Genomic DNA, 13,219 nt, shown 5'->3' with positions numbered 1-13,219 from the left:
GGCCACAGCAAGGGCTACCAGATCGCCTCGACCCATTCCGGGTGGTCGATGAACGGGTTGCGGTTGCCCTGGTAGGTGTCGTAGATGACCTCGTTGCGGTTTTCCTCGAAGGCGCTCGGCGGGTCCTCGTCGTTCCACTGCTTAAGGACGGAGAGGCGGCCGTGGAACCGTGTGCTGCCGTTGCTGACGCGGTCGTTGGGCTCCAGATCGGCCCAGCTGTCGTCGCCCTCGTAGCGGACGGCCATGTAGAGGATCATGCGGGCGACGTCGCCCTTGACGGCGTCGCGGGGCTCGAAGGAGTTCGAGTCGGTGAGGCTGCCGCCGGAGTTGGTGAAGCTGCTGCCGCCGTTGTCGAAGTCCTTGTTGCCGCGGATCGAGTTGACCTGGACGTCCTCGGGGCGCAGGTGGTGCAGGTCCGTGCCGGGGCCGGCCGAGGTGCCGAAGTCGCCGTGGGACTGCGCCCACGTGTGCTCGCGGTTCCAGTTGCCGGTGCTGCCGCCGTTCAGCGACTTGCTGCGGGAGATGCCCGAGTACAGCAGGATCACGTTGCCGCTGTTGTTCGGGTCCTGGTCCGTCACCTTCAGCGCGTTCCAGACCGCCGAGTACGACAGCTTCGTCTGGTCGCCGATGATCGTGTGGAGCGAGTCCTTCAGCGCCGTACCGGTCTTGCCGATCGCGTCGGCGTAGTACGTGTCGTCGTACGCCGTGGTCGTGGCCGCTGCGGGGGTCGCGGTCAGCGTCGAGGCGGTGAGGCCGACCAGGACGGCCGCGGTGGTCAGAGCCACGGGCTTCCAGTGCCGGATGCGTGTCGCCAGCATGAAGGGGGTCCCATCTACGCGGGTTGAATGGAGGCGGCACGTGGGAGAGTGGCATGGACATGCAGGCGGTGTAAATGGACTCTGTGTGTCCATTCGGTGACCTGGAGCGGCAAATCGACCCTTGTCTACGCGAGTTGACACGGGAAACGGCCCCTGACTGGAAGGTCGGGGGCCGTTGGGCGGATTGTCAGCCGGCGCCCGTAGGGTTGTCACCGCTGACGAACACCAGCCCCAGTGCAAGCACGGCCAGCCCGCACCAGGAGGCGGCCGGCAGGTGTTCGCCGAGTACGGTGACGCCCAGGACCGCGGCGACGGCGGGCTCGGCCAGGGTCAGTGACGTGGCCGTCGAGGCGGGGGTGTGCCGCAGCCCGTAGCCGAAGAGCCGGTAGGCCAGCGCGACGGTGAACAGGGCGAGATAGCCGGCCACCGCCGCGCCGCGTGTCGTGGTCAGCCACTGCGTGTCCACGAGCAGCACGAGCGGCAGGACGAGCAGCCCGGCCGCGCCGAACAGCACGCCCATCACCGCGTCGGACGCGTGGCCGCGGGTGATGAGCCGGCCGCCGATCAGCGAGTAGACGGCGTACGACAGCCCGCCGCCCGCGGCGAGTGCCACGCCGGTCAGGTCCATAGGTGTGGCGTGGCCGGTGAGTTCGGGGCCCAGTACCAGCAGGGCGCAGCCCAGGACGGCCGCAGCCGTGGCGAGCGTCCAGCGTGCGGTGGGCCGGGACTGTCCGGTGATCCAGGACAGCAGTCCGGAGAAGACCGGCGCGCTGCCGAGCGCGATCACCGTCGTCACCGCTACGCCGGTGCGGGCCACCGCCGGATAGAAGGTGACCGGATATCCGGCCACCGCCAGCGCGCCCAGCACCAGCAGCCACCGCTCACGGCGTGTGCAGACGGCGGGCAGTGAACGGGCGCCGCGGGAGGTCAGGAACAGCAGGATGCCGCCGAGCATGAGACCGGCGGAGCCGATCGCCGCCGCGGGGGCGCCGGCCGGGGTCAGGGAGGAGGCGGTGCCGGTCGTGCCCCACAGCACGGCCGAGATGAGGATGGGCGCGGGGCCGGTGAGGAGGCGCGCGTTCGGGCGCGCGGGAAGCAGAGTGGTGGTGCGGTTCGGCACAGTCGTGGTCTTCCGTCGTCGATGCGTCTGGGACCGGGTCCGAAACGGGCGCACGACGACGGCCCCTCACCGTCCACTGCGGGTCGGTCGGGGCCGGGGAATCAAGTCCTCAGCGTCTGCGCCCGGTCAGGCGCAGGGAGGCGGAGTGACGGCGTGCCAGTAAATGTTCACGTGGGGATCGTACCTGGCCGTACAACCTTTCCCTCGAACTCATGAGTCAACAGGGCATGACTCACCGGACATTCGGACGCGCGAGAGCGCTGTCGCTGGTTCTCGGCGCGGGAATCCTCATACCGTGCGTGGTCGCCGTCTCGCCCGCTGCCGCGGCGACCGCACCCGCCGTCAGCTGTACGTCGGCGAAGGCGGGCCTCGCCGCCAAGCTCCAGAGGGACATCACCGCGGCCCTGGCGAACCGCAAGGGAACGGTCGCCGTGGGTCTCTACGACCGCAGCACCAAGACGACTTGCACCTTGCGCCCCTCCACCGCCTACGACTCCGCCAGTGTCGTCAAGGTCACCGTGCTCGCCACGCTGCTCTGGGACGCGAAGAAGCACAACCGCTATCTCACCGACCGCGAGGCCACGCTCGCCAAGGCCATGATCACCAAGTCGGACAACGCGGCGACCAGCACGCTCTGGAAGCAGCTCGGCCTGACGAAGATCAAGGGCTTCCTCGCCGCGGCCAAAATGACGCAGACCAAGCCCGGCACGGACGGCTACTGGGGGCTGACCCAGATCACCGTCACCGACGAGCGGAAGCTGCTCCAGCTCATCACCGCCAAGAACACGGTCCTCAGCGACAACTCCCGTGCCTACATCCTGAAGTTGATGGGCCAGGTCGTGTCGTCGCAGCGTTGGGGCACCCCGTACGGCGTCCCCGCCGGCGTCTCCGTGCACGTCAAGAACGGCTGGCTTCAGCGGGCCACGCACGGCTGGCGGGTGCACAGCGTCGGTACGTTCAAGGGCGGTGGTCACGACTACATGGTCACGGTGCTCACCCACGGCAACAGCACCATGAACTATGGCATCACGACCATTCAGGGCGTCGCCAAGGTCATCCACCGGGATCTGGCCGCGTCCGGTAGTTGACGCCTGGTCGTCTCCCGTCCGTCACCGGCCCGCTCTACGGTGACGCCCATGCGCCTGAGAAACGTACGAACCGTGCTCGCGACCGCCACCGCCGGCCTTGCGGCGGCCACCTGCCTCACCGCCGCAGGGCCCGCAGACGCGGGCACCAACACGCAGACCAGCCACGCCTGTTCGCCCTCCGTCGCCATCCAGGGCTTCTCCGACGCCCTGGACAAGACGACGTACCAGGGCACCTATGTCGGCAACTTCTCCGCGCTCGCCGTGGACCGGAACGGCGACCTCGCCGCGCTCTCCGACCGCTCGTCGCTGTTCACGCTGGACCGCAGAACCCTCCAGCCGAAGTCCGTCGTCCAGCTCGCCGACGAGGGCGGCGCCCCGCTCGACTCCGAGGGCCTGGTCGTAGAGCTCCCCACTCTCGGCTTCGCTCGAGCGGGGGGACCCCCATCGGCACCCGGCTGATCAGCTCCGAGACCGAGCCGTCCGTACGCCGCTACTCGCGCGACGGCAAGATCCTCGACCGTCTTCCGGTACCGGCGTCCCTCCAGGTCGCCCCGGCCGGGCGGGCCGTCTCCAACGGCACCTTCGAGGGCCTGACCATGCTCCCCGGCGGGCGCACGCTGCTCGCGTCGATGGAGTACGCGCTGTCCGGCGACACCGCCGGCATCGTCCGCTGGCAGACCTGGAAGCGGCACCACGGCACCTTCGGGCTCGGTGCCCAGTACGCCTACCGGGCCGACACCGGCCTCGGCGTCCCCGAGGTCACCGCGCTGCCCGACGGCCGGTTCCTGGTCCTGGAGCGCGGCTTCACCTCCGGCGTCGGCAACACCGTCCGCCTCTACCTCGCCGACCCGCGCCGCGCGACCGACACCAGCGGCATCGACACGCTGACCGGCCAGGACGGCGTACGGCTGGTCAAGAAGACCCTCCTCGCCGACCTCGTGAACTGCCCGTCACTCGGCGCAACCGCCAAGCAGCCCCAGCCCAACCCCCTCCTCGACAACATCGAGGCGATGACGATCACCGGCTGGACCAAGGGCCGCCTGAAGGTGCTGCTGGCCAGCGACGACAACCAGAATCCGGTACAGACGACGCGGTTCTACGATCTCCGGGTACGGACAACCCCCTAGGGGCGCGGGGCTGTATCGATATGCGGCTCCGCCGCGTGGGCGCGACCAGCCCTCGCGGCGCCGCAGCCGAATGACGGCCCCGCCAGCGCAGCGCTGTCGCGGAGGGATGAAATCCGCTTGCCCCGGCGTTGGTGCCTTCCGTAGATCCAACAGAACGGGGAGGCACCGACGTGGCAGCGCGGCAGGGGCAAGGCTGGGCGCGAAGGCTGTGGGCGTACGCCTGGCGCTACCCCAAGGACGTCGTCCTGGCCCTCGGCTCCTCGCTCGTCGGCATGGCCGTCATGGCGCTGGCCCCGCTGATCACCAAGGTGATCATCGATGACGTGATCGTCGATCACAGCCGGTCCATGGCGGTCTGGGCGGGCGCCCTGATGGGCGCCGCGCTCCTCGTCTACGTCCTCACCTACATCCGCCGCTACTACGGCGGCCGTCTCGCCCTCGACGTCCAGCACGACCTGCGGACCGAGATGTACGGCACGATCACCCGGCTCGACGGCCGCCGTCAGGACGAGCTGTCCACCGGTCAGGTCGTCGGGCGGGCGACCAGCGACCTCCAGCTGATCCAGGGCCTGCTCTTCATGCTCCCGATGACCATCGGGAACTTCATGCTCTTCCTGATCTCCCTGGTCATCATGGCGTGGCTGTCGCTCCCGCTCACGCTGGTCGCCCTCGCGGTCGCGCCCGCGATCTGGTTCATCGCCAAGCGCAGCCGCATCAAGCTCCACCCCGCCACCTGGTACGCCCAGGCCCAGGCGGCGGCCGTCGCGGGCGTCGTCGACGGCGCCGTCAGCGGCGTACGCGTGGTGAAGGGGTTCGGGCAGGAGGAACAGGAGACCGGGAAGCTGCGCGAGGTCGGCCGGAAGCTCTTCGCGGGGCGGCTGCGCACGATCCGGTTCAACTCCAAGTACACCCCCGCCCTCCAGGCCGTCCCCGCGCTCGGCCAGGTCGCGATGCTCGCGCTGGGCGGCTGGCTCGCCGTGCGCGGTCACATCACGCTCGGTACGTTCGTCGCCTTCTCCACCTACCTCGCCCAGCTCGTCGGCCCGGTCCGCATGCTCGCCATGGTCCTCACGGTCGGCCAGCAGGCCCGCGCCGGCACAGAACGCGTGCTGGAGCTGATCGACACCGAGCCGACGCTCGACGAGGGCCACAAGACGCTGCCCGCCGACGCCCCCGCCACCGTCGAGTTCGACGACGTCTCCTTCGGCTACGAGGGCGCCCTGGGCAAAACCAGCCCTGTCCTCGACGGGCTGAGCTTCGAGATCCACCCCGGCGAGACCCTCGCCGTCGTCGGCTCCTCCGGCTCCGGCAAGTCGACGGTCTCGCTCCTGCTGCCCCGGTTCTACGACGTCACCCACGGCGCCGTCCTCATCGGCGGTCATGACGTCCGCGAGCTGACCCTCGACTCGCTGAGGGCCGCGATCGGGCTGGTCCCCGAGGACTCCTTCCTCTTCTCGGACACGGTCCGCAGCAACATCGCGTACGGCCGTCCCGACGCGACGGACGACGAGATCGAGGCCGCCGCCCGCGCCGCCCAGGCGGACCGATTCATCAGGGAACTCCCCGACGGCTACGACACCAAGGTCGGCGAGCACGGCCTCACCCTCTCCGGCGGCCAGCGCCAGCGCGTCGCCCTCGCCCGCGCGATCCTCACCGACCCGCGGCTGCTCGTCCTCGACGACGCCACCTCCGCCGTGGACGCCCGCGTCGAGCACGAGATCCACGAGGCCCTGAAGCACGTCATGGAGGGCCGGACCACCCTCCTCATCGCCCACCGCCGCTCCACCCTCAACCTCGCCGACCGCATCGCGGTCCTCGACGGCGGCCGGCTCGCCGACATCGGTACCCACAAGGAACTCCAGCAGCGGTCCGCCCTCTACCGCCGCCTCCTCACCGACCCGGACGAACTCGGCGGCGTCTCGCCCGGCCACGCCCAGCCCGCCTGTCCGCAGGAGGACACCTCCGTACGGGAAGAGCTGGACGCCGAGTTCGACGCCGAGCGCGGCATCACGCCCCGGCTGTGGGCGGGCGAGCGCACCCCGCGCGACCTCGCGATGGACGGCACCCCGGCCACCCCCGAACTCCTCGCCCAGGTGGACGCGTTGCCCCCGGCGACCGACACCCCGGAGATCGACGAGGCACGCGCCGTGCGAGCCGAGGAGAGCTACGGCCTGCGCAGACTCCTCCGCGGCTTCGGCCTCCCCCTCCTCGTCAGCCTCTCCCTCGTCGCCGTGGACGCGGGTATGGGCCTCCTCCTGCCCGTCCTGATCCGGCACGGCATCGACAGCGGTGTCTCGGAGATGGCCCTCGGCGCGGTGTGGGCGGCCTCGCTGCTCGGACTGCTCGTCGTGTTCGTGCAATGGATGGCGCAGATCGGCGAGACCCGGATGACCGGACGGACGGGGGAGCGGGTCCTGTACTCCCTCCGCCTGAAGATCTTCGCCCAGCTCCAGCGGCTCGGACTCGACTACTACGAGCGTGAGCTGACCGGCCGGATCATGACGAGGATGACGACGGACGTCGACGCGCTGTCGACGTTCCTCCAGACCGGACTGGTCACGGCGTTCGTCTCGGTCGTCACGTTCTTCGGCATCATGGTCGCCCTGCTGGTGATCGACGTACAGCTGGCGCTGGTCGTCTTCGCCACCCTCCCGCCGCTGATCCTCGCCACGGTCTTCTTCCGCCGGGCGAGCGTGAAGGCGTACGAACTGGCCCGGGAACGCGTGTCGGTGGTCAACGGCAACCTCCAGGAGTCGGTGTCCGGGCTGCGGATCGTGCAGGCGTTCCGGCGCGAGCGGGACGGCGGGCGGCGGTTCGCGGAGCGGAGCGACAGCTACCGCCAGGCCCGTATCCGGGGCCAGTGGCTGATATCGGTGTACTTCCCCGGCGTGCAGCTGCTGTCGTCGGTAGCTGCGGCGGCCGTGCTGATCGTGGGCGCGGGCCGGGTCGACAACGCCACGCTCACCACCGGTGCGCTGGTGGCGTACCTCCTCTACATCGACCTGTTCTTCGCCCCCGTCCAGCAGCTCTCCCAGGTCTTCGACGGCTACCAGCAGGCGGCGGTCTCGCTGGGCCGCATCCAGGAGCTGCTCCAGGAGCCGACGTCGACGAAGAGCGCCGACGATCCGCTCGACGTGCTCTCGCTGCGCGGCGAAGTCGCCTTCGAGGACGTGCACTTCGCATACGGCGGCGAGGAGGAGGCCCTCACCGGGATCCACCTCGCCATCCCCGCCGGCCAGACCGTCGCCTTCGTCGGCGAGACCGGCGCCGGCAAGTCGACCCTCGTCAAGCTGGTGGCCCGCTTCTACGACCCCACCGGTGGCCGCGTCACTGTCGACGGCACCGACCTGCGGGCCCTCGACCTCACGTCGTACCGCCACCGCCTGGGCGTCGTCCCGCAGGAGGCGTACCTCTTCCAGGGCACCGTCCGCGACGCCATCGCCTACGGCCGCCCCGACGCCACCGACGCCGAAGTGGAGGCGGCGGCCCGGGCGGTCGGCGCGCACGACATGATCGCCACGCTCGAGGGCGGCTACCTCCACGAGGTCGCCGAGCGAGGGCGCAACCTCTCCGCGGGCCAACGGCAGCTGATCGCCTTGGCCCGCGCCGAGCTGGTCGACCCGGACATCCTCCTCCTCGACGAGGCGACAGCCGCCCTGGACCTGGCCTCCGAGGCCCTGGTCAACCAGGCCACCGACCGCCTCGCAGGCCGCCGCACGACCCTCGTGGTCGCCCACCGCCTCACAACCGCGGCCCGCGCGGACCGCGTGGTCGTCATGGACCGCGGCCGTGTCGCCGAGGACGGCACGCACGAGGAACTTCTTGCGCGGGGTGGGTTGTACGCGCAGTTGTGGCGGACGTTTGTGGGGGAGGACGCGGCCGTGGTGGCCTGACGGATCGTCGGTGTGCCGGGCAGGGTCGTGGGTCGACGGTCACGTGAGCCGTCGGATGGAGTCCGGCCAGTCGTCCTGAAGCCGGGGAGGCCGGCCAGGGCCGAGCGGTGCGAGGGCGACGTTGGGGGGTTCAGCCCGCGGCCGGGTTGCTGAGGACGGCACGCACGAGGAACTTCTTGCGCGGGGTGGGTTGTACGCGGAGCTGTGGCGGACGTTCGTCGGGCAGGCCGAGCCGGAGGAGCTGGTTGGCGCGTCGCGCTGACGGGCGTGCAACCATCCGACATACGTGCTGCGTCCGTACATCCGTACGATCGTCGACGGGGTACGGGAGGGATGACAGTGGACAGTGGTGCGATACGCCGGGGACTGGCGCTCGGTATCGCCGTGCTCACCACATCCGGACTGCTCGGGCTGGCGGCACCGGCCGAGGCGCACGCGGTCGCCAAGCCCTGCGCCGGCCGCAAGGTCAGGACACTCACGTTCTCGACCGGCATCGTGCGCGTCTACAAGCAGGACCGCGAGATCTGTGCCGTCACGCTCGCCAAGAACCCCGGCCCCGTGCGGACGATGTCGGTCAGCGTGCAGGTGCGCGGCCATCGCCCGGTCGCCTTCACGGACAAGCGCATCCGCCGCATCAGCACGCCGCTGGTCTACATGGGCCACCGCAGCGTGCGCGTGAAGGGCGCGGTCGGCGGGGGATCGGTCAGCACCGGCTGGATCCGGTACTGATCCACACGGATCCACAGGTTTCCTACAGGGTTTTCCCCATCGACCTGTCATCTCCCCTGGTGCTCAGGTGACTTGCTCCGCTAGCTTCCGGCGCACATCTGTATTCACCGGGAGGGTGCATGCGCAAGGCGCTCAGATGGTTGCTGGCGCTCACCGTGCTCATAGGCACGCTGAGTACGGCGGGGGCGGCCACCGCCGCCGAGCCGGAGGCCACCGGCACCACTGACATCAAGGAGAAGCTGCTCTCGATTCCGGGCATGAGCCTGGTCGAGGAGAAGCCGTACACCGGCTATCGCTTCTTCGTCCTCAACTACACCCAGCCGGTCGACCACCGGCGCCCGTCCAAGGGCACGTTCCAGCAGCGCATCACCGTGCTGCACAAGGACGAGGCCCGCCCGACGGTCTTCTTCACCAGCGGCTACAACGTCTCCACCACGCCCCGCCGCAGCGAGCCGACCCAGATCGTGGACGGCAACCAGATCTCCATGGAGTACCGCTTCTTCACCCCGTCCCGGCCCGACCCGGCCGACTGGACCAAGCTGGACATCTGGCAGGCGGCCAGCGACCAGCACCGCATCTTCAAGGCGCTCAAGCCGGTCTACGACCGGAAGTGGCTCTCCACGGGCGGCTCCAAGGGCGGCATGACCGCCACGTACTACGAGCGCTTCTACCCGCGCGACATGGACGGCGTCGTCGCCTACGTCGCCCCCAACGACGTCGTGAACAAGGAGGACTCCGCCTACGACGAGTTCTTCGCCACCGTCGGCACCAAGGAGTGCCGCGACCGGCTGAACGGCGTACAGCGCGAGGCACTGGTGCGCCGGGAGCCGATGGAGAAGCGGTACGCGGCCTACGCGGCCGACAACGGCTACACCTTCAACACCGTCGGCAGCCTCGACAAGGCCTACGAGGTAACCGTCCTCGACTACGTCTGGGGCTTCTGGCAGTACAGCCTGCTGTCCGACTGCGACACCATCCCGGCCGACGCCAAGAACGCCACCGACGACGCCATCTGGAACTCCCTCGACGCCATCGCCGGGTTCTCCTTCTACACGGACCAGGGCCTGGAGCCGTACACGCCGTACTACTACCAGGCGGGCACCCAGCTGGGCGCGCCGACGATCGGCTTCCCGCACATCGAGAAGAAGTACATCCGCTACGGCTACCTGCCGCCGCGCAACTTCGTGCCGCGGTCGATCCCGATGAAGTTCCAGCCGTACGTCATGAAGGACGTCGACACCTGGGTCCGCCACAACGCGCGGCAGATGCTCTTCGTCTACGGCGAGAACGACCCGTGGGGCGCCGAGCCGTTCCGCCTCGGCAAGAGCGCGCGTGACAGTTACGTCTTCACCGCGCCGGGCCTCAACCACGGCGCCAACGTCGCGGGCCTCGTCGCCGACGAGAAGTCCCTGGCGACGGCACGGATCCTGCAGTGGGCGGGCGTCGCGTCCAGCGCCGTCCAGTCGAACCCCGCGGCGGCCAAGCCGCTGGCCAAGTTCGACCGCAAGCTGGACAAGCGTGACATCGAGCGCGAGCCGGCCTTGCGTCCGTAACGCATGAGGTGCGCCCGGCCGTTGCTCACAGCGGCCGGGCGCAGCCCACCGGATCAGCCCCGCCCAGCTGGACATACAGGGCCGTCGACGCCGGGCACTCCGTGCGCTTGCCGACGGCCTTCGTCACCTCGTACTCGGGTTCCTGCCTGCCCTCGCCCTCGCAGGACGTCTCGCGGACCTGTCCGTCGCCGGAGCTGTAGACGCAGTCGCCGACGATGGTGCGGGGGCCGCCTCCGGCGCCCGGGTCGCCGGGATGGGGCGGGGAGAGGTTGCGCATACAGGCGTAGCCCTGCGGGACCGTTCCGTCGCCGTCCTCGTCGGAGACCGGCGCCTCGTCGCTGATGTGCAGGACGAAGTCCGAGGTCCCGGGGCACAGCGGCCCGTCGTCCACCCGGCCGTCGTGCCGGGCCACGACCCGCGCCGCCGCCCGCTCACTGGTGCACGGCACCTCGGTGAAGCTCGTCGTACCGAAGGAGCTGCACTCGTCGACCGCGAGGAACACCGCGCCATGCCCGGACGGCTGCGTCGAGGTCGCCCGTCCGCTGCCGGCCGGCGTCTCCTCCGCAGCCGCGGGCGGATCACCCTGACACCCCGTCAGCAGGGCGACGAGCAGCGCAGCCGGCGCGCACACCACCCCCACGGAACCCTTCTTCTGCATCGTCACACCCCCGCCCAGCGTGACCCGCCGAGGCGGGCGCACGCCAGACGTGCCGGGGTGCTTTGCGCCCATTGGCAGTTGTACGCCGGGCGCATGACGTATGTGTACTACGTCCGGTACGACAGCCCATGTCCGACCGGATACAGCACCCGCGCCGGATCGTCGGCCCGCTGCACCGGCACCGGCAGCTTCCCGCGCGGCCGCACCCGCCCGGCGATCACGCGGGCCGCGGCGCGCAGCTCGACGTCCGTCCAGGAGTACGATGCCAAGTAGGCCTGGACTGCGGGCAGTTGGGCCACGTCGTAGGGATTGCGGGTGGCGACCGCCACCACCGGCTTCCCCGTCGCCAGCAGCTCCTGGACCAGGGCCTTCTGGGTGCTGCTCGCCGTCACGTTGTACGTCCCGACCACGACGGCGTCCGCCTCGCCCGCCGCGGCGACGGCGGCACTTGTGGTCGCCGAGGTCGGTGCCGTACCGGTCGACAACCTGGTGGCCGTGAAGCCGAGTCCGGTGAGGGCGGCGGCGAGGACGGCGGTGGGCGGTCCGGTGGTGCCGGACGGGGAGGCGGGGTCGGCGCCGACGACGAGGAGCCTGGGATGCTCGCCGGCGGACAGCGGCAGCAGTCCGCCTTCGTTGACGAGGAGCGTGGTCGTCCGCTCGGCGATGCGGTCGGCGGCGGCGAGGTGGGCCGGGGTGCCGACGTTCCGGTCGACGCCGCTCGGGCTGACGTAGGGCGCGTCGAACAGTCCGAGCTTCGCCTTCAGCCGCAGGATGCGCAGAACCGACTCGTCGAGCCGTGCCTCGGTGAGTTCCCCGTCCTCAACGGCCTTGAGGACGGCGTTCCACGCGACGTCCAGCTTCGGCGGGTTGAGGAGCTGGTCCACGCCGGCCTTGAGCGCGAGCACCGGCACGCGGTCGTCGCCGTACTTGGTGCGCACGCCTTCCATCCCGAGGGAGTCGGTCACCACGACTCCGTCGTAACCGAGTTCCTCCCGCAGGATGCCGGTGAGGATCGGGCGGGAGAGCGTCGCCGGGTCGCCGGAGTCGTCGAGGGCCGGGAACTGGATGTGCGCGGTCATGATCGAGTCGATGCCCGCGCGGATCGCGGCCCGGAAGGGTCCGGCATCCAGCTCTTCCCATTCCTCTCGGCTGTGCGTGATGACGGGAAAGCCGGTGTGGCTGTCGACGGTGGTGTCCCCGTGCCCCGGGAAGTGCTTGGCGGTCGCCGCGACTCCCGACCGCTGGTACCCGGCGACCTCGGCGGCCACCAGACCGGCCACCGCGTCGGGTTCGGAACCGAAGGAGCGGACGCCGATGACGGGGTTGGCGGGGTTGACGTTGACATCGGCGACGGGGGAGTAGTTCTGCCGGATGCCGATGGCTCGCAGCTCCTGCCCGGCGATACGGCCGAGGGAACGTGCGTCGGTGCGCGACCCGCCTGCCCCCATGGCCATGGCGCCCGGAAAAAGGGTGGCGGGCTCGCCGACTCGGCACACTATCCCGTGCTCCTGGTCGGTGGAGACGAGAACGGGCAGCCCGCGCGGCTGCTGCAGCGAGGCGCGCTGGATGCCGTTGGACAGGCCGGCGATCTGCTGGGGATCACGCGTGTTGTGCGCCCAGGTGAAGTAGATGATGCCGCCGACGCGGTACTCGGCGATGAGTTCGGCGGCGTTGCGGACGCCGATCTCCTTGAGGTTGGCGTCGATGTCGGCCTGATCGGGGGCGGTGGCGGAGTGGCCGTAGACCCGCATGACGAAAAGCTGCCCGACCTTCTCGGGCAGCGTCATACGGGAGATGAGAGAGCGGAGCTTCTTGTCGTCCGCGTAGGCGGTTCCGCTCACCGCGAGAGTGGCGGCGACGCCTGCGGTGGCGGCCAGAACGGTACGTCTGGAGGGCACGTGCGCTCCTTCCGGAGGTGATCCACTGAAGGAAACTTCCGAGGAGTCACCAATATCCGGGAAGTTTCTGCCAGTCAAGGGAACGCACGCTAGTTGCGGAGGGGCCGCCATCGGCGCTGTTGGAGGGGGGCGCGCCGATGGCGGCATGCTGCCGGCCGCAGTACGGCGGAGAGGGTGGGTCAGCGTTCGCAGCCAGCAGCGAGGCCGACACCGCACCACGGTGACTCTCCGACAGCTTGCGGGTTGGACGAGCGGGCGTGTGGCCGGGTTCCCGGGTTGGCCCCGATTCCCGGAAGTCGGTGACCCAGGGATCAATGGGACGTCGGTGACCACCG

The 13,219-nt window shown here is 70.0% G+C and carries 9 protein-coding genes and 1 pseudogene; 5 read left to right on the top strand and 5 right to left on the bottom strand.

The window, feature by feature from the left end; all coding sequences use genetic code 11:
- Positions 1 to 14: 14 nt before the first annotated feature.
- The gene (locus tag QQY66_RS17180) at positions 15 to 818 is read right to left on the bottom strand and encodes an endonuclease I family protein (RefSeq protein ID WP_301981241.1); all 804 of its coding nucleotides are present in this window, start codon (positions 816 to 818) and stop codon (positions 15 to 17) included.
- Positions 819 to 1,005: 187 nt separating this feature from the next.
- Positions 1,006 to 1,938: a DMT family transporter gene (locus tag QQY66_RS17175; RefSeq protein ID WP_301981240.1), complete on the bottom strand. Its 933-nt coding sequence runs from the start codon at positions 1,936 to 1,938 to the stop codon at positions 1,006 to 1,008.
- 227 nt (positions 1,939 to 2,165) lie between these two features.
- Here QQY66_RS17175 and QQY66_RS17170 point away from each other — a divergent pair, with 227 nt between their 5' ends.
- The 3 genes and pseudogenes from QQY66_RS17170 to QQY66_RS17160 all read left to right on the top strand — a co-directional run bounded on the left by QQY66_RS17170 (position 2,166) and on the right by QQY66_RS17160 (position 8,046).
- A complete protein-coding gene (locus QQY66_RS17170; RefSeq protein WP_301981239.1) occupies positions 2,166 to 3,026 on the top strand; it encodes a serine hydrolase in 861 nt (286 codons plus the stop codon).
- A 48-nt stretch (positions 3,027 to 3,074) separates the two neighbouring features.
- A pseudogene (locus QQY66_RS17165) lies at positions 3,075 to 4,153 on the top strand (esterase-like activity of phytase family protein).
- Positions 4,154 to 4,323: 170 nt separating this feature from the next.
- Positions 4,324 to 8,046: an ABC transporter ATP-binding protein gene (locus tag QQY66_RS17160; RefSeq protein WP_301981238.1), complete on the top strand. Its 3,723-nt coding sequence runs from the start codon at positions 4,324 to 4,326 to the stop codon at positions 8,044 to 8,046.
- A 130-nt stretch (positions 8,047 to 8,176) separates the two neighbouring features.
- Here the strand turns inward: QQY66_RS17160 and QQY66_RS17155 are convergent, their stop codons facing one another.
- Positions 8,177 to 8,323, bottom strand: coding sequence for a hypothetical protein (locus QQY66_RS17155; protein WP_301981237.1), 147 nt, complete (start codon positions 8,321 to 8,323; stop codon positions 8,177 to 8,179).
- A 62-nt stretch (positions 8,324 to 8,385) separates the two neighbouring features.
- Between QQY66_RS17155 and QQY66_RS17150 the strand changes: the two genes are divergently transcribed.
- Positions 8,386 to 8,775 (top strand): hypothetical protein, encoded by a 390-nt coding sequence (locus QQY66_RS17150; protein WP_301987352.1) that lies wholly within the window; start codon positions 8,386 to 8,388, stop codon positions 8,773 to 8,775.
- Positions 8,776 to 8,894: 119 nt separating this feature from the next.
- Positions 8,895 to 10,328 (top strand): S28 family serine protease, encoded by a 1,434-nt coding sequence (locus QQY66_RS17145; protein ID WP_301981236.1) that lies wholly within the window; start codon positions 8,895 to 8,897, stop codon positions 10,326 to 10,328.
- 25 nt (positions 10,329 to 10,353) lie between these two features.
- On the opposite strand, the gene QQY66_RS17140 is transcribed toward QQY66_RS17145, so the two are convergent.
- Together QQY66_RS17140 and QQY66_RS17135 are read right to left on the bottom strand one after the other, a co-directional pair.
- On the bottom strand, positions 10,354 to 10,986 hold the full coding sequence (locus tag QQY66_RS17140) for a hypothetical protein (protein WP_301981235.1): 633 nt from the start codon (positions 10,984 to 10,986) through the stop codon (positions 10,354 to 10,356).
- 107 nt (positions 10,987 to 11,093) lie between these two features.
- The gene (locus QQY66_RS17135) at positions 11,094 to 12,884 is read right to left on the bottom strand and encodes a glycoside hydrolase family 3 protein (protein ID WP_301981234.1); all 1,791 of its coding nucleotides are present in this window, start codon (positions 12,882 to 12,884) and stop codon (positions 11,094 to 11,096) included.
- Positions 12,885 to 13,219: the final 335 nt, after the last annotated feature.

Source organism: Streptomyces sp. DG2A-72, assembly GCF_030499575.1.
Lineage (GTDB): Bacteria > Actinomycetota > Actinomycetes > Streptomycetales > Streptomycetaceae > Streptomyces.
The sequence above is the reverse complement of the archived record's forward strand: the minus strand, read 5'-3'. Positions and strand labels throughout refer to the sequence as shown.

Bases quoted from the DNA above. Each gene is read 5' to 3' on its own strand.
- QQY66_RS17145 (WP_301981236.1), top strand. From the start codon at position 8,895: ATGCGCAAGGCGCTCAGATGGTTGCTGGCGCTCACCGTGCTCATAGGC.
- QQY66_RS17170 (WP_301981239.1), top strand. From the start codon at position 2,166: ATGACTCACCGGACATTCGGACGCGCGAGAGCGCTGTCGCTGGTTCTC.
- QQY66_RS17140 (WP_301981235.1), bottom strand. From the start codon at position 10,986: ATGCAGAAGAAGGGTTCCGTGGGGGTGGTGTGCGCGCCGGCTGCGCTG.
- QQY66_RS17180 (WP_301981241.1), bottom strand. From the start codon at position 818: ATGCTGGCGACACGCATCCGGCACTGGAAGCCCGTGGCTCTGACCACC.
- QQY66_RS17155 (WP_301981237.1), bottom strand. From the start codon at position 8,323: ATGGTTGCACGCCCGTCAGCGCGACGCGCCAACCAGCTCCTCCGGCTC.